Here is a 16,346-nt window from a genome sequence, read left to right as displayed (position 1 = left end):
ATGGAATCTTTCAAACTCTACATCGACGGCCAATTTGATGCTGGAGCCGCGACCTTCACCTCGCTGAATCCGGCAACTGCTGAGCCGTGGGCCACGATTGCCGAAGCACGCAGCGAGCAAACCGACCGTGCAGTGCAAGCTGCGGCCCGGGCTTTTGAATCCGATGCGTGGCGCGGCTTAACCGCCGGTGCGCGCGGTAAATTGCTGCTGAAACTGGCGGATTTGATTGAACGCGATGCCGCAAAACTGGCACGTCTTGAAACGCTAGATACTGGCAAAATCATCCGTGAAACCCAGACGCAGATCGCTTACGTGGCGGAATACTATCGCTTTTATGCTGGGCTGGCCGACAAAATGGACGGCGCCATGCTCAGCATCGACAAAGCCGACATGGAAACCTGGATTAAGCGTGAACCGGTAGGTGTGGTTGCCGCGATTATTCCCTGGAACAGCCAGCTTTTTCTCTCCGCGGTGAAAATTGGCCCGGCCATTGCGGCCGGCTGTACGGTCGTGGTGAAGGCGGCTGAAGTGGCACCGACGCCACTGCTGGGATTTGCTGAACTTGTTCATGAAGCCGGCTTCCCTGCAGGCGTAATAAACGTGATCACAGGCTTCGCTGAAGGCTGTGGCACAGTGCTGACCCAGCATGCGCAGGTCGACCATATCGCCTTTACCGGCGGAGCGGATACCGCACGCCACATCATTCGCAACAGCGCGGAAAACCTGGCCAGCACCTCACTGGAATTAGGCGGCAAGTCGCCGTTTATCGTGTTCGCCGATGCCGATTTGGAAAGTGCAGCCAATGCGCAGGTGGCCGCCATTTTCTCTGCCTCGGGGCAAAGCTGTGTTGCTGGCTCGCGTCTGCTGGTGGATGAACAGATCAAAGATGCCTTTATTGAAAAGCTCACCAGTAAAGTACGCGGTATCGTTATAGGTTGCCCGCAGCAGCAGGAGACGCAGTTCGGCCCACTTTGTACCGAGCGGCAGAAAAGCAATATCGAGCAGATAGTAAGTCGCAGTATTGAGCAAGGCGCTCGTCTGGTGATCGGCAATCAGCCGATTGACAGACCGGGATTTTATTTCCCACCAACCATTCTGGATTGCAGTGCGGTACCAAATGCAGAAAGCGTGGTGCAGGAGCTATTTGGTCCGGTGTTGTCGGTGCTGACTTTTAAGGATGAGGCCGAGGCAATTCGTTTAGCCAATGGCACAGAGTATGGTTTGGCGGCCGGTGTATTCACCCAGAACCTGACGCGCGCCCATCGTGTCACGCGCAAGTTGCGTAGCGGCGTGGTGTGGCTTAACACCTATCGCGTGGTTTCACCGCTGGCGCCGTTTGGGGGCTACGGTAAGTCCGGTTTCGGTCGTGAAGGTGGCGTAGACGCCGCGTTGGAATACACCACCACCAAAACAGTGTGGCTGCGTACCAGCGATGAGCCGATTAGCGACCCCTTTGTTATGCGCTGATTGTTTAAGGTGCGCATAAATGCTCGCCCTGTGGGAAAAAATGTTTTGAAATTGTAGGGCGTTATTTATGACGACCGTCTCATATACAGTTGTTTAGCATTAATTAGCACCGGGAGTCTTACCGCCAATTCTTTAATAAGAAGACGAAAATACATTCGTCGGGATGGCTGTGGCTTTTTTTCGCGAGGAAGGTTTTACCCACATTAGAAAACAATCCCACTTTGAGAATTGGAGGGTATGGTGAATACACAACCACGTCAGAGTCAAATTATAGAAAATAAGTCGGTGGATTATGTTCCAGAATCGGATCGCCACGGTAAATCGCACAGTTTATTTACCTTGTGGTTCTGTACCAATATTGCACCGCTTGCGATTGTCAGCGGTGCGATTGCCACCGAAACGTTTCATCTGAATGTTATTTCCGCCCTAACCGCGATTATTGCGGGTCATCTGTTTGGTGGGATTTTCCTTGCGCTACCCTCTGCGCAAGGGCCAAAAGTTGGCATACCACAAATGGTACAGAGTCGCGCGCAGTTTGGTCGTTACGGCTCGCTACTGGTGATTAGCTTTACGACGGTGATTTATCTTGGGTTCTTCATCTCGAATATTTCGTTATCCGGTAAAGTCATCAACAACGTCTTCCCGTCGATACCGGTAAGCAGTGCGACTGTTATTGGCGCTATTCTTGCCACAGCGATTGGGATCGTCGGTTATCATTTTATCCATCGCATTAATAAAGTCGGGGCATGGGTGATGGGGGCGGCGCTGGTTATGGGCTTGGTATTGATGGTGTTACAACCCTTACCGGCAGACTTTTGGTCGCGTGGGAGTATGAGTGCTGCAGGCTGGTTTGGCACCTTCTGTATTGGAGCGGTATGGCAAATCAGTTTCTCGCCCTATACCTCTGACTACTCGCGCTACCTGCCCGCTAATGTCGGTATTGCACGGCCGTTTATTGCAACATATCTGGGAGCCTGTGGCGGCACGATTCTGGCCTTTATTTTCGGCATGATGGCGGTCAATATAGCTCCGACCAGTGATGCAATGATGTCAGTGCGTCATGCGACCGGTTGGCTAGGCCCGATATTAATGGTGTTGTTTTTAATTAATATTATCTGCCATAACTCGATGAATCTTTACGGTGCAGTACTTTCCCTGATTACAGCAGCGCAAACCTTTCGGCCTCATTGGATGCCAGGCGTCACTGTACGTTTAGTGGTGTCAGCGCTGGTGTTATTAGGGAGTGTTTTAATTGCCTTGGCAGCATCACAGAATTTTGTTTCCTTCTTTATAAATTTAATTCTCGCGTTAATTGCTGTATTGATACCTTGGATAGTCATCAACCTGCTGGACTTCTATTATGTGAGGAAACAACACTACAATGTTGATGATATATTTCGCGCTGATGGGGGCCGTTACGGTTTGTTAAATACTCAATCACTGTTGGTCTATTTCGCGGGTATTGTGGTGCAGATTCCGTTTGTGGAAAATGCCTTCTTCGCCGGACCCTACGCAAATCTCATTCCTGGGGTCGATATCTCGTGGATCATTAGCTTGATCGTAACCAGTATTGCCTATCCACTTTTTCATCGCAAAAGTGAACCGACATTTACACCGGTTAGCAACAGTAAGGCATAGGTTGTGAAGAAGCCAGGCCCCCCTTGGCCTGGCTCAAGATTCCCCACATTCACCATACCCTTCATCTTAAAGCAGACGCATTCTGATACCGAAGATAAAATTAATTTCATAAAAAACAATGCATTGTGAAATTTATAATCAATCCGGCAAATAAATATCTTGCTATTAGGTAGTGCGCTATATAAATTCTGATCCAACACGAACACCAACCCGCGTTTTTAAACATTTAAATAGCGTGCGATATAATCGCTCAAAACAAAAAGGAACATGACAGATGAAAATCAAACACACATTAATCGCCGTTGCCATGGCCGCTGCTGCAACCAATAGCTTTGCGGCGTCACCTCAGCCAGAGCGTCACGTGCAGCAATTTTTGAATGCGCTCAATAGCGGAGGAGGTAAACCTATTGAGCAGTTGTCTCCTGAAGCTGCACGTCAGGTGCTGATTGATGCGCAAAAGGGGGTGAAACTGCCCGCCGCTCAAGTCAGTGAGAAAACCATTGATGTGCAGGGCGAGAAAATCACACTGACCATCGTGAAGCCGCCGCATGCTGAAGGGACACTGCCGGTCTTTATGTTTTTCCACGGCGGCGGTTGGATTCTGGGCGATTTCCAGACTCATGAACGTCTGGTGCGTGACCTGGTGGTGGAATCCGGTGCCGCAGCGGTATTTGTTAACTACACGCCGTCACCCGAGGCCCACTTCCCGGTGGCGATTAATCAAGCCTATGCCGCCACACGCTGGGTAGCTGAACACGGTAGCGAAATCGGGGTAGATGGCACGCGTCTGGCGCTGGTCGGTAACAGTGTGGGAGGCAATATGGTGGCAGCCGTTGCTTTACAAGCAAAGCAACAGCACACCCCGGCGATTCGCTATGATGTAATGCTGTGGCCGGTGACCGATGCCCATTTCAATACAGCGTCCTATGACCAGTTCCAGAACGGCTATTTCCTGTCACGCAATATGATGAAGTGGTTCTGGGATGCTTACACCACCAAAGAGAGCGATCGCAACAACATCCTGGCCTCACCACTGCGCGCCACGCGTGAACAACTGCAGGGATTACCGCCAACCTTAATCCAGACGGCAGAGTTGGATGTATTGCGTGATGAAGGCGAAGCCTTTGGACGCAAACTGGACGCTGCGGGTGTGGATGTTACCGTTACACGCTATAACGGCTTGATTCATGATTATGGTCTGCTTAACGGCTTGAGTGATGTACCGGCGGTTCGCACCGCCATCCGCCAGGCGGCGGAGGAACTCAAGACCCATTTGCAATAACCACACAGGCCAGACGCATCATGCGTCTGGCCTCTTTCGCTCAGAACTTAGATTTCCCTCACCACTTCATCTCACCGGTATTCACTTTGGCACTTAATTCCAGTGAACTCTCGTCTGGCAGGCCGGGATACGCGGCTTTCATCGCCTGAATCACCTGAGCAGAACCCTTATTTTTCTGCAGAGCGTTCTCAAAGGTTTGCAGATAGTTGAGCGTGAAGGTCACCGCCTGATCTCCCGCTGGACGGGTACCGATGTAGTGGCCTGGGATCACCTCTTTTGGTTTCAACTGCTGAATTTCAGACAGTACGCTGCGCCACTGCGCGCGGCTGGCCGGTGTCTGTGTATCTGCGGTCCAGACGTGAATATCGGCCGCCACTGCGGTGCCACCTAACACGGCTTTGTTGGCAGGGATCCACACGTAGGCGGATTTGTCATCAGCATGGCGTAACTCAATGCGTTCACCGTCCACGCTAAAGGCCGTTTGATGAGTCATCTGCGGGACATAAAGCTTAGCGGGGGCGCCGCCGGGCATTTTCGGACCCCAGTACTGCAATTTAGCGTCTTTGGTGGCTTTGATATGTTCAACCACCAGCGGCGATGCAACGATTTTCACCTGCGGATAGGCTTTTAAAATCGGTTCCAGACCGAAGTAGAAATCAGGATCGCCAGAAGTGATGACAATCTGCGTCAGTTTCTTCCCGCTGGCTTTGATCATCTGCACCAGTTTCTCGCCATCTTTCGGGCTGAATTGCGCATCGAACAGAATCGCCTCATGGGGACCAGAAACCAGCGTAGAGGATACCGGGAATACGCCTTGCTCCTGAGGATTGTAGACTTCTAAATACAGTGGGGCGGCAAAGGCGGGGCTTGCGGCGAGTGTCATCATCAACGCCAGGGTCTTCAACTTCATCTTTATATCCTTAATTCGGTCTTCGGCAGGTAACAGGGCCATTGTATGTAAATTGCCGTTTGATAGAATTCCCGCAATTAGAGATGGTCAGTTTCATAAAACGATCAGATGGAGACGCATGGACAGAGTGACAGCCGCATCGGTGTTTAACCGCATTTGCGAACTGGGCAGCCTGAGTGCCGCGGCGCGGGCACTGGATATCTCACGTCCGATGGTCAGCCGTTATCTGGATGAGATGGAAAAATGGGCGGGCGTTCGCTTGCTGCATCGTTCGTCCCGACGCCTCACCATCACGCCTGCCGGGGAGAAAATCCTCGAAAAAACCCGCATGTTGGCTCGGCTGGCAGATGAGATCACCGGGCAGGGCGCGCCGGGAGAGCCGCAGGGCACGTTGCGCGTGGCTTGCGCCCATTCCACCGCAACCCATATCCTTGGTCCGATGATTCCGGCGTTTCTGGCACGCTATCCGGCGGTGCGGATTGAACTTGAAATCAATAACCAACCGGTAAGCCTGGTGGGAGAACGTATTGATGTCGCTGTGCGTATCACCGACGATCCGGAACCAGGGGCGATTGCGCGGCGGCTTGGCGAATGTATTTCGGTGGTCTGCGCCTCACCGGGCTATTTGCGTGAGCACGGCATACCGGATACGCCACAAGCCCTGGCTCAGCACAATTGCCTGCACTACAGTCGCTTTGCCGGGCAGAGCTGGCAGTTCAAAGACGCACAGGGCGAAGGGGTGACGGCTGCGGTAAGTGGCAATTTTAGTGCGGGCATTTCGTCCGTGCTATGTGACGCCGCGATAGCAGGATGCGGACTGGCGATGGTGCCGGAGATGGAAGCGCGAGCCGGCATTGAAAGCGGGCAGCTACAATGCGTGCTGCCCGACTTTGCGCCCAAAACGCTGGGCATCTACGGCTTATATATGTCGCGAGAACGCCAACCGGCGGCGCTGCGGCTCTTTCTGGATGCGGTGCAGCAGCGGCTAAACGGGAAGTAGCCCATCCGTTATGCGACCGGCGTGACCTGCATAAAGTGCATAATGGCCACTAAAGTGACAATCGATAACACGGTTGAAATCAGGATCGCGCCTGACGTGATCTGTGCATCGCGGCGATAGTACTCCGCCAGCATAAACGGCCCGGTGCCGGTGGGTAACGCCGCCAGCAGAATCGCCATTTTGGTCAGGTCATCGGGCAGATGAAACAACCACACGGCCAGCACCCACGTCAGCAATGGCTGCATGATCAATTTAGCCACCACAACTAACCCGACGGTGGAAGCGCTCATTTTCGCGCCACTTGGCAGTTCGCTGGGTTTGGCTTTCTGCCTGCTGGCCAGGAACACCCCTAAACAGACCAATGCACAGGGACTGGCTGCGCCACCTAGCATCTTCAGGAATGTCTCAATGCTGTCGGGTAACGTTAATCCCGCGCTGGAACAGGCTGCGCCCAGCAACGGTGAAATAATCAATGGGTTTTTAAGAATGGCGCGCAGGACTTTAATGGCCAGTCGATGAAATTCGCGCTCACTCTGTAAGCCAATCTCAATCATCGCGATGGCTATCGCAAACAAGATACAGGCGACCACAATGGTGGCAGTGGTGGTTGGGATCAGGCTGCTCTTGCCAAAGATCAGCAGTAATAACGGGAAACCAAGATAGCCGGTATTGGGATAAGCGGCAGCAACGCCATCGACACTGGCATCGGCAGTGGATTTGCCTTTGGCCTTTTGAAAGGCAAAGACGATCACAAAAGCCGCAGCACAGGAGAGGGCAAACGCCCAGAAAAATCCCGGCTGATAAATGGTGTGCCATGGCGTATGCGCCATGATGTCAAACAACAACGCAGGCAGTGCCAGCCAGACAACGAACTTATTCAGTTCAGTGGCAGCAGTGGGCCCCAGTACCCCCAACATGCGGCAGGCGTATCCCGCCACAATTAAGCCGAACACCGGCAAAAGAATCAGAAACGTAGCTAACATCTTGTCCTCCCGTTAAGCTGGAGGACTGTAAAGTGTTTCCTGATACAGTTCCAATAGCAAATCTGACCGGGATTGATACGAAAAATGAATCATGCTGGATATTAAGCCGCTGCGTTACTTCATCGCGCTGGCTGAAGTGAAGAACTTTCACCGCGCAGCGGAGCGCCTGCATATGTCGCAGCCGTCGCTGAGTCGTCATATTGCTGCCTTAGAGAAAGCCGTGGGAACCTTGCTGGTGGAGCGCAACACGCGCCAGCTAATGCTCACGCCCGCAGGCGAGAGCTTTTATCAGGATGCGCGCAAGATCCTTGAAGCATTGCTACAGGCGCAAAGCCTGGCGCGTGACACCGCTTCAGGCAAATCGGGTTCCTTGCGCGTCGGCTTTACCATGTATTCGGCACACAGCGTCATTCCTGAATATGTGAGAATGATTCGCCACCATTACCCAAATATCGCGCTGGAGCTGGAAGAGGCCGTTACCGAAGATTTGCCAGATAAAGTGCTGGCGGGCGAGGTGGATCTCGCGGTGCTGGTGGAAGGCACGTCACGTGTCGGCATGCAAACGCTAACCGTGTTAACCGAACCTCTGTGCGTGGCGATGTCGCGCACTCACCCCTTGGCCAAAAGTCGAAAATTACGCATCGAACATCTGCGTGACGATCCTTTTGTCATGACCGCTGCCAGTGCCGGTAGCCGTTTAACCGCAGTGATTATGGATTATTGTCGCGCCCACGGTTTTGAGCCGATGGTGAGTTTACAGGTGCGTTTACAACACACCATGCTGAGTCTGGTTAATGATGCCAACTATGTGGCGCTGGTGCCGTCTTCGGTTCAGCAGTTGAAAATGGATGGCATCGTATTCAAACTGCTGGCCGATGCGCCGCAGGTGAATCTCGCTGTGGCATGGAGCAGTGACAACCGCAATCCATGTCTCGACAGTTTTTTAAAACTGCTGATTCAACGTCATCCTGTAAAATAGCCCTACGCCAGCCGCACATTATTCTGCGACTGGTGGGATTTAAGCTATAAATTCAAATGGTTAAATATTGGTGCGTTGTATGAATGCGCGCAGTTTCAGCCTGAAATCGCCACTGAACCTCCTTTTAACTGATTAAAATTTAAACCAATCTTTACTTAACCATTAAGCCAATTTTAATCTTCGCCCGCTAGAGTGCCCTCACAGTCACAACCATCAGTAAACGAAGTCAGAATCGCTGATCGGCAACAGAACTCCTGTTGTTTCGTTGCGTCTACAGATCGAACTGAACGGTGCATTATCCGCTGGAGAGCTTCCTTGCTGAGATTATTATTTCTATTGATGGGTGGACCGGCACTGCGAGCCGGTTGGCCATATCTGGCGGCACTTGGTCTGCTGAGTGCGGGCGCCAGTGGCGGGATCCTGATCGATCTGCTGCAACATGGAAGTTTATCCCTCCCGTTGCACGTACTGGGTTTGTTTCTGGCATTAGAGGGCATAGCAGAAACGCTTGGCGCGATTTACCAGCCTGCGGGTATCGCCTGGCCGCCACTGGCTAAAGCCGCAGTGCTGATGATATTTGGCATCGTGGTCTTTCTTGCCCCACATGATAATGGCCTTTGCATCTCACTGGCATTTTCTGCGATCTTCCTGCTGGATGGTGGTTTTCGCGTCATCTCGTGTAGTTTGATGCGATGCCGCCGCTGGACGCGCAAGCTGACACTGGGATGCGCGGAGATGTTGTTCAGCGTGCTGATTGCCACACACTGGCCGTGGTCACCCCACGTGATTGTGCCGCTGTGTTTTGCATTGCTGCTGGCGGGCTGGAGTCTGAGCTTGCTGACAATGGCAGCACAAATCCATGCTTTGCCGGATAATACCAGCGTTGCCGCGCTGCCGCTGTTTACCCGCAAGGGTCTGCGTGCGCCTCATGGACTCGATTATTGCCATCCGCCTCTGAGCGCCACGCCGGTTAGCGCGCCGCTCAATATCTATATCTGGACGCCACTCGGTTCAGGCGAGGTATCGGGAAGACGCCCATGGTTCGATCGCTGGGTGGCGGCGATTGATCATCGTGGCGAAGTCTCCACAGGCCATACTTCACTGGAAATGGGCGATGAGCTGTATATCAGCTTGTACCCCGTTGACGATGTATCGCGGAATTTCCGTGGTTTCCTGAATACCTTGCGTGCTCGTGAGGAGTATGACGTTGAAGGTTTTATGCGACCGTCACTTGAAAGAGAGATTAAGGCGTGGTGTCGCCCGGATAAACGCCTGGTATTGCCGCATTACAACCAAGCCGCGCTGCGTAACTATTGGCTTAGCAATGCTTCTCATACGCGCTATAACCTGACGTCACGCAACTGTTCAACCAGCGTCATGCAGGCAATCGATGTGGCAACAGAGGGCTTGTTGGGTGAGCGCGGCTTAAAAGGGTTTTGGGTGCTGCTTAATCCTGATTTTTGGTTGCTTAGTCTGGTTCGCAGTCGTGCTGAAGGCATGACCTGGACTCCCGGTTTAGTGATGGACTATTGCGTCTTATTGCGTCGTGTACTGGAGGCGTCAGAGCGCAACAGCCGCTACCAAAAAGCCGCCAGTCGGATAAAGCTGGAAGCGCGTTGGGCGGTGCGCAGCCTGTTGCGTCAGACGAAAGGGGATTTCCTTTAATTTGACAACAGACGCTCGCTGTCAGCGAACAATTCGCCAATACGATCGCGCTGGCGAATAAATTGAGTGGTTAGCATCAACCAGTAGCGCTGGCTGCATTGCTCTCGACGGAAACCCCTTAACAGCTGTAACCCAGGAAACGCGCCGCCGTGGAAACTGAGATCGGGATGGAAATCATCACTCGCCCGGTAGCGCGCTCGGTGCAATAAGCCAATGGCTTGCACGAGTTGCGCAGCGCTAAAACTTTTCTTTTCAATAAGTGTGATGAGTGCGGCCACACGTTCGCGTAGTGGCTTTAAGGAGAACGCCCTATCAATCTCACCTTGCAGCTGTAATAGAGCGGCATCGATCTGCTGCAGATAATGTTTAGCATCGATTGGCAGCGGCTCATGGCACAGCAGCGAGTCCAGCCAGCGATGGTGTATCTGAAAATCTCGCCACAGGTAGCCTTCATCGACTTTGTCTAAGGTATCTTCTTCCGTGTGCCACCACCAACCGCCGCCGCTGCCAGGCGAGAGGGATTGCCGCTGCTCAGGTACTTCCCGTAAGGCAAAATGCAGCGGGATGCCCAATCCCCAGAAAGACTGGTCACCCCCTTTCCCCATCGGCGTCACGCGATCGGCCGGTTTACCGGTTGTGGCTTTGATAGCCTGATGAAGCCAGTCAGTCGATTCCGCGCCGCTGGCGTTAACCACCAACTGCGAACCGCCCTGACAGCCGGGTGAGTCGACATTAATATGCGCGACGCAATCGCGCAGTAACGCTGCACGGTGATGATCGGCATACCAGGTTGAACCGCCATAGCGCGCATTGGAGTGACCGGGCCAGAAAGCGATACGTAAACCGCGTAATAAGCGCTGGCCGTTGAACAGTACAGCCAGCGCGAGGCAGAGGGCGTTGCCGGTGGCATTATCCGTTACGCCCTCATGCCATGAGTCGTAATGGGATGAGAGCAAGACAAACTCATCACTGCTGCCAGGCAATTCCACCACGGGTAGCGAGCAGGTGGCAACATGCTCATTTAAAAGGGTGGTGATCTTTGCCGTGAGCTTTTGCGTTGATAATTGTGATCGCAGTTGCGCACCAGCCTGATGATTAATGCTGATCACCGGAATGGTGGGATAGCGTTGCACATCATCGGGTACCGGTGTGCCCCAGATCGGGCCCACCGTCTCTTCATGCAGCGCGGATTCCGCTGAACCCCAGATATGAATTAATCCCAGCGCACCTGCTTGCATCAGACGCTGCACGTAATCCTCGAAGCCCTGGTCGGCGAGCACCAGTTTACCGTGTACCTTGTCTGCCCAGCTGGCTGCCGCGTTCTCAGGGATGAAAGCCAGAGATTGGGCATCGTAAAATAATTCAGCCTCCACGCCCTCAGGGCAGTGGGCCGAAAAGGATCGGGTTTTCGCCCGGAATTCTTGACCCGCCACAGTCAGCGTGGCGTCCAGTGGATCGCTCAGCCACAGATCGCAATATTCACGTCGATGCGGAATCTGATGCTGGCTCAGCTGCTCACACAACCAGTCCGCACTTCGTTCCGCATCAACGCTACCCGATAAACGATGCAGATGCTGGAACTGCTCCAGCGTCGCACGCATCAGCGCCTGCATATCACTGGCTGGCATGATCGGGTTCCACACGTGTGACTTTCATCTCCAGATCGCCAAAATAGTGCTGCTTCACTTTTTCCCATGTGCCGTCCGCTACAATTTTGGCTAAGCCTTCATTCAGCAATTTTTGCGTCTTTTCATCGCCTTTGCGCACGCCATAGGCCGAACCAATGCTGAACAATTTATCGTCGCGCACTTCAGGTCCGGTCAGCGCGAAATCCTTGCCTTCTGGCTTGTTCAAAAAACCATAGGTCACGGCAACGCCTGGACTTAATGCGCCATCAAGACGACCTGCCGCGAGATCCAGGTAGATCGCATCCTGATCGGCATACATCACAATATCCACGCCTTTGGGTGCCCAGAATTTATTTACGTACATCTCCTGGATGGAACCCTGTTGCACGGCAATATGTTTGCCCTGCAGTGAAGCCGCATCGGGTTGGAGGTTGCTGCCTTTACGCGCCACTAATTTTGTCGGGATGTGATAAATGAAGTCGCTAAAGTCGATGGATTTACGACGCTTCTCGGTGGCGCCGAGCGGGGAAATGAAATCCACCTTTTTGGCCATCAGAGAGGGGATTTCCGCATCAAAACTGCTGACCACGTACTCGCAGGTGATATTCACTGCTTTACACACCGCATTGGTGATATCAATTTCAAAACCGGTGGGTGTGCCGGAAGCGTCTCGGTACTGGAACGGAGGGTAGCTGAGGTCAGCGGCTACGCGTAACACGTTGTCTGCGGCGAAGAGTGGGCTGCTGCATGCCAGGGTCAAAGCGGCCACCATGGAAAGCGTCTTTTTCATTTTAATTCTCCTGCGGAACGGTTGATTGCCAGGCGATAAACTCATCGCGAACGGTTGTTAAATGATCGTTGTCTTGTAGGTCAAAGGTGGTCATGGCGAGGGCGCGCGCCGCATTCAGCATCGCTTCAATCCCGCTGTCAGAAGCTGCGGCAGCCGCAAACTCCGGAGTATGGGGGACCACATCTCCAATACGTAAATAGGGATGGATGGCAGCCGTCACCTGGCTGACGTTGCCGATATCTGAAGAGCCCACGCCGCCACGTTCCGGTGCGGCATGTGCCACTAAACCCATTTTTTCAATGTTGGACTGGAACAAACCGGCCAGCGCGTGGTTATTATTGCGTTCGGCGTAGGTGAGACCTTCTTCGATCTCTATACGTGCACCACTCATGTCTGCGGCCCCTTGCGCGGCGGCGAACACTTTACTGCGCACGGTTTGTAAGCCGGCCACCGTTGCGGCGCGCATCAGGAATTTGGCTTCGGCATAGGCAGGGACAATGTTGGTGGCACTGCCGCCGTCGGTGATGATGCCATGGACTCTGACGTCATCGGTGAAGAACTGACGCAAAGCATTAATGCCGACAAACGTCTGGATGACCGCATCCAGCGCGCTGATACCGAGATGCGGTGCAGAGGCGGCATGTGCTGCTTTGCCATAAAATTTGAAGGTGGCATCGACGCAGGCTAATGCACCCCGCGTCATCATGTTCTTTTCACGCGGATGGAACATCATTACCGCGTCAATGCCTGCAAATACGCCATCGTCCGCCATAATAATTTTCCCGCCGCCTTCCTCCTCGGCAGGCGTGCCAATCACTTCCAGTACGCCAGATTGCAGGGTGCCGCTGTTAGCCAGTGCAACGGCGGCCGCCACTGACGCGGTGCCGATCAGGTTATGGCCGCAGGCATGCCCAAGACCCGGCAGTGCATCATATTCCGCCAGCAGTGCCACATGTGGGCCCGGTTTGCCCGTGTCTAATCGCGCACGGAATGCTGTTTCCAGTCCTGCTACAGGGTTGCTGACTATGAACCCTGCAGCCAGCAAAGGGGCTTGCAATGCAGCACTGGCATAGTGCTCGGCAAAACTTAATTCCGGCCGTGCATGGATAGCACGTGCCAAATCGGTCATTTGTTGGCTTATCTGCTCAACCGCAAAAAGAATTTTATTCTTTTGCTCACTCATGGTGCATCCCCGTGCGGAACTTCACTGTGATAGTGCAATAAAGTATTTAAGTTCAATGTGTTATTAAGATATACAGGGCTTTTACCTGGATTCCCAATTGAGCTTTTTTATTGCTTGCACTGATTACGCAAAAATTATTTTATGGAAGCAGTGAAGGAGGGGCGATGAACGAAAAAGACTGGCTGATTATTCATACCGTTTGGCAGTACCAAAACATTACGCGAGCAGCCCAACAGCTTTATACCTCTCAGCCTGCGCTCAGTTATCGCCTCAAGCAGATCGAACGTAAACTGGGCGTCGCGCTATTTGAAGAGGGTGGCCGTCAACTGACATTCAGTGCCCAGGGGCGCTATCTGGCGCAACACGCCGCCAAAATGCTGAATGACTCACAGCAACTGCGTCAGACGCTGCAAAATTTGTCTCAGCCACGCCAGGGGGAGTTAAGAATTGGCGTCACCAGCAACTATGCAGCCTATCGACTCCCAGCCATTTTGGCGCGTTTCTCAGAAACACACAGTGGTATTCGCGTTAATCTGGTCAGCGGTTTGAGTGAAGAGATGTACCAAAAACTGCAACGCGAAGAGGTGCATGTCGCCCTGGTGAAAGATGACTATCACTGGCGTCACGGCAAGCGGCTGGTGGATGAAGATGATTATTGGTTGGTGAGCCAGCAACCGCTCGACCTGCGCTTTCTCCCGCAATTACCGCAGATACGCATTAATCATGGCGGGCATATTACTCACCTGATTGAGCGCTGGTGGAATGCAAACTATTCACTGGCGCCACGCGTGGCGATGCAGGTAGATAAACTGGAAGTCTGTCTGGCAATGGTGGAGCGTGGATTGGGCTATGCCATCGTATCGAGCTATCAGCCGTTGCCCGAAGGCATATGCCGACAGCCCATCAGGGTAGCGGGCGAAGCGTTGAAAAGCAGAACCTGGCTGCTTTACCACCACGCCAGCACGGAGGCTTCGGTGATTCTGCCGTTCGTCGAGATGTTCGACGAGCTAAGGCTTGAATGACGAAACAAAGCCATGCTGCTGCAAAATCTGCTGTGCAATAGGTGAGTTCAGGAAAGCCGCAAGGTGCTGAGCCGCCGAAGACAGCATCGCCCAACCATATTCGGCCGGTACGTTGTAGGGTTCAGGAATGGTGAAAACCTGCAACTGAGGATGAAGCATCAAGCGAGGTTGATAACTGGCATAACCGATAAACAATTCAGCGTGCCCCTCATCGATTAACCAGCGCGCTGCCAGTTCACCCGCAGGAACCGGCAAACTGTTGGGGCCGCCCACCAAAGGGCGGGCTTTACGCTTCAACTGTTCGCCCCAACCCTGATGACGCTGTTCGATGTTGTCATACAGCTGCCAGGTATAGTCGCCTGATGGGTCACACAGTGGCGTTGAGGTCGCCAGTCGCAAATCATCGCGTAGCAGGAGTGAAAGCCAGTTATCGTTTTCAGTGACAGTGTCACGTTTAACAGTCAGGCACAAGGCGTTGGCGGTAAAGCGGCCAGTCTCATTTGCGAGACCTTTTTGTCGCAATGTGGCGGGATGCAGCAAGTTGGCGGAGGCGAAAAAATCGCAAACTTCACCTTGCTCGATGCGATGGCGTAGCAGCCCGGCCGGGCCAAATTGCGTCTCCGCTGTTATGCCTGATTGTGCCGAAAACGCCGCCATCAGTTCAGGCCACGCGCCGCGCAGGCTACCGGCTGCCAGTATCTGCAGTGTTGTCATGATAAGGGGTTCGGTAGAAGCGTTGATACCAGCGATTCGCCTGCTGCTGCATATCGATATCGCGGAATTTTTCAGGATAGAGCTTTTTCGCCATCCACAATTCACCTAAACCAATGGCTTCCGGCATCGGATAGCCCCAGGCTTTGGCATATTCAGGCATCAGCCAGACCTGATGGTTTTTTACTGCACTAATGGTGCGCCAGCGCGGGTCTTGATTGATCTCCTGCACCACCTGCGGATAGCGGTCCTGCACAAAAATCACCTGTGGATCCCACGCCACCACCTGTTCCATGCTGACCTGCTTAAAGCCCTGCACGGTGGCGGCAGCCACGTTCAACGCGCCTGCATGTGCCATCATCAAACCGGTGTATTTACCTGAACCGTACGTGGTGAGGTCCGGGTTGGCCATATAAGCACGAACACGTTGCTGATCCGGCAGATTCTTCAACCGATCGCTGACCAGTTTGCGCCCGGCGAAAGCTGCTGCGATCAACTCTTTTGCCTGTTGCTGCTTGTTCACCACTTCACCAATCAAAGTGATGCCTTCTTTGATGCCAAGGTCGTAGGCGCGACCCTCATTCTGCATCGTCGGGTTGATCTTGCCTTGCTGACCGGCATCGTCATGGCGCAAAGAGATGGCCAACACCGGAATACCGAGTGCCGAGATCTGATCGATCATCTCTTTTGGCGCATAGTTGGTGACAAACACCACCTGAGGGTGCAGCGCAACCAGCTTCTCCAAATCCACATGCGTCAGGTCACCGAGCATCGCTTTTTGTGTCAGTTCTGGCACCAGCTGCGCGTAGCCGTCTCCCAACTGCTGTTTCCAGTTAGCGAGAATGCCGACGACTTTATCGGTCGCATTTAACTGCACCAATAAATTCAACGTTTGGTGCTGAAGCACCACGACACGATCGACCTGGTCTGGAATGGTCACCTCGCGTCCAATCTGATCGGTCACGACGCGGCTGGCGAAACTGTGTATGGAGGTAAAGGTCAGTAAACCTGCAAGTATAAGGCGATGAGTGGTGTTCATAAGGGGTTCCTGAAGCGTAATACAGCGGATTATATAGCGCTGGGTACCA

14 protein-coding genes are annotated in these 16,346 nt (G+C 53.2%); 7 read left to right on the top strand and 7 right to left on the bottom strand.

What is annotated here, in order from left to right; genetic code table 11:
- The 3 genes from ACPUC8_RS07580 to ACPUC8_RS07570 all read left to right on the top strand — a co-directional run bounded on the left by ACPUC8_RS07580 (position 1) and on the right by ACPUC8_RS07570 (position 4,387).
- Positions 1–1,467, top strand: coding sequence for an aldehyde dehydrogenase (locus ACPUC8_RS07580; RefSeq protein ID WP_494925965.1), 1,467 nt, complete (start codon positions 1–3; stop codon positions 1,465–1,467).
- Between the two features lie 240 nt (positions 1,468–1,707).
- On the top strand, positions 1,708–3,105 hold the full coding sequence (locus ACPUC8_RS07575; RefSeq protein ID WP_494925964.1) for a purine-cytosine permease family protein: 1,398 nt from the start codon (positions 1,708–1,710) through the stop codon (positions 3,103–3,105).
- Positions 3,106–3,379: 274 nt separating this feature from the next.
- Positions 3,380–4,387, top strand: coding sequence for an alpha/beta hydrolase (locus tag ACPUC8_RS07570; RefSeq protein ID WP_494925963.1), 1,008 nt, complete (start codon positions 3,380–3,382; stop codon positions 4,385–4,387).
- Positions 4,388–4,445: 58 nt separating this feature from the next.
- Here the strand turns inward: ACPUC8_RS07570 and ACPUC8_RS07565 are convergent, their stop codons facing one another.
- Positions 4,446–5,297: a Vmh family MBL fold metallo-hydrolase gene (locus tag ACPUC8_RS07565; protein ID WP_494925962.1), complete on the bottom strand. Its 852-nt coding sequence runs from the start codon at positions 5,295–5,297 to the stop codon at positions 4,446–4,448.
- 118 nt (positions 5,298–5,415) lie between these two features.
- Here ACPUC8_RS07565 and ACPUC8_RS07560 point away from each other — a divergent pair, with 118 nt between their 5' ends.
- Positions 5,416–6,297, top strand: a complete 882-nt coding sequence (locus tag ACPUC8_RS07560) for a LysR family transcriptional regulator (RefSeq protein WP_494925961.1) — start codon at positions 5,416–5,418, stop codon at positions 6,295–6,297.
- Positions 6,298–6,305: 8 nt separating this feature from the next.
- Here ACPUC8_RS07560 and ACPUC8_RS07555 read toward each other — a convergent pair whose 3' ends face one another.
- On the bottom strand, positions 6,306–7,280 hold the full coding sequence (locus ACPUC8_RS07555) for an AEC family transporter (protein WP_494925960.1): 975 nt from the start codon (positions 7,278–7,280) through the stop codon (positions 6,306–6,308).
- Between the two features lie 91 nt (positions 7,281–7,371).
- On the opposite strand from ACPUC8_RS07555, the gene ACPUC8_RS07550 reads away from it, so the two are divergent.
- Positions 7,372–8,259 carry a LysR family transcriptional regulator gene (locus ACPUC8_RS07550; RefSeq protein WP_058970305.1) on the top strand — a complete coding sequence of 296 codons (888 nt, stop codon included), beginning with the start codon at positions 7,372–7,374 and terminating at the stop codon, positions 8,257–8,259.
- 315 nt (positions 8,260–8,574) lie between these two features.
- Positions 8,575–9,924: a hypothetical protein gene (locus ACPUC8_RS07545; protein ID WP_494925959.1), complete on the top strand. Its 1,350-nt coding sequence runs from the start codon at positions 8,575–8,577 to the stop codon at positions 9,922–9,924.
- On the opposite strand, the gene ACPUC8_RS07540 is transcribed toward ACPUC8_RS07545, so the two are convergent.
- The 3 genes from ACPUC8_RS07540 to ACPUC8_RS07530 are packed head-to-tail and all read right to left on the bottom strand — an operon-like array spanning position 9,921 to position 13,525.
- A complete protein-coding gene (locus tag ACPUC8_RS07540; RefSeq protein WP_494925958.1) occupies positions 9,921–11,552 on the bottom strand; it encodes a M28 family peptidase in 1,632 nt (543 codons plus the stop codon). The two genes, ACPUC8_RS07545 and ACPUC8_RS07540, sit on opposite strands and share 4 nt — an antisense overlap.
- On the bottom strand, positions 11,539–12,342 hold the full coding sequence (locus ACPUC8_RS07535; RefSeq protein ID WP_058970310.1) for a transporter substrate-binding domain-containing protein: 804 nt from the start codon (positions 12,340–12,342) through the stop codon (positions 11,539–11,541). Before ACPUC8_RS07535 ends, ACPUC8_RS07540 begins: the two co-directional genes overlap by 14 nt.
- A 1-nt stretch (position 12,343) precedes the next feature.
- Positions 12,344–13,525, bottom strand: coding sequence for a M20 family metallopeptidase (locus tag ACPUC8_RS07530; protein WP_494925957.1), 1,182 nt, complete (start codon positions 13,523–13,525; stop codon positions 12,344–12,346).
- 164 nt (positions 13,526–13,689) lie between these two features.
- Here ACPUC8_RS07530 and ACPUC8_RS07525 point away from each other — a divergent pair, with 164 nt between their 5' ends.
- The gene (locus ACPUC8_RS07525) at positions 13,690–14,547 is read left to right on the top strand and encodes a LysR family transcriptional regulator (RefSeq protein WP_494925956.1); all 858 of its coding nucleotides are present in this window, start codon (positions 13,690–13,692) and stop codon (positions 14,545–14,547) included.
- Here the strand turns inward: ACPUC8_RS07525 and ACPUC8_RS07520 are convergent.
- Together ACPUC8_RS07520 and ACPUC8_RS07515 are read right to left on the bottom strand one after the other, a co-directional pair.
- Entirely contained in the window at positions 14,533–15,261 is a 729-nt protein-coding gene (locus ACPUC8_RS07520) for a substrate-binding domain-containing protein (protein WP_494925955.1), read from the bottom strand. The two genes, ACPUC8_RS07525 and ACPUC8_RS07520, sit on opposite strands and share 15 nt — an antisense overlap.
- A complete protein-coding gene (locus tag ACPUC8_RS07515; protein WP_494925954.1) occupies positions 15,230–16,297 on the bottom strand; it encodes an ABC transporter substrate-binding protein in 1,068 nt (355 codons plus the stop codon). The genes ACPUC8_RS07520 and ACPUC8_RS07515 overlap by 32 nt, the downstream gene beginning before the upstream one ends.
- Positions 16,298–16,346 lie beyond the last annotated feature (49 nt).

The organism is Pantoea sp. CFCC18177 (assembly GCF_059412425.1).
The sequence above is the reverse complement of the archived record's forward strand: the minus strand, read 5'-3'. Positions and strand labels throughout refer to the sequence as shown.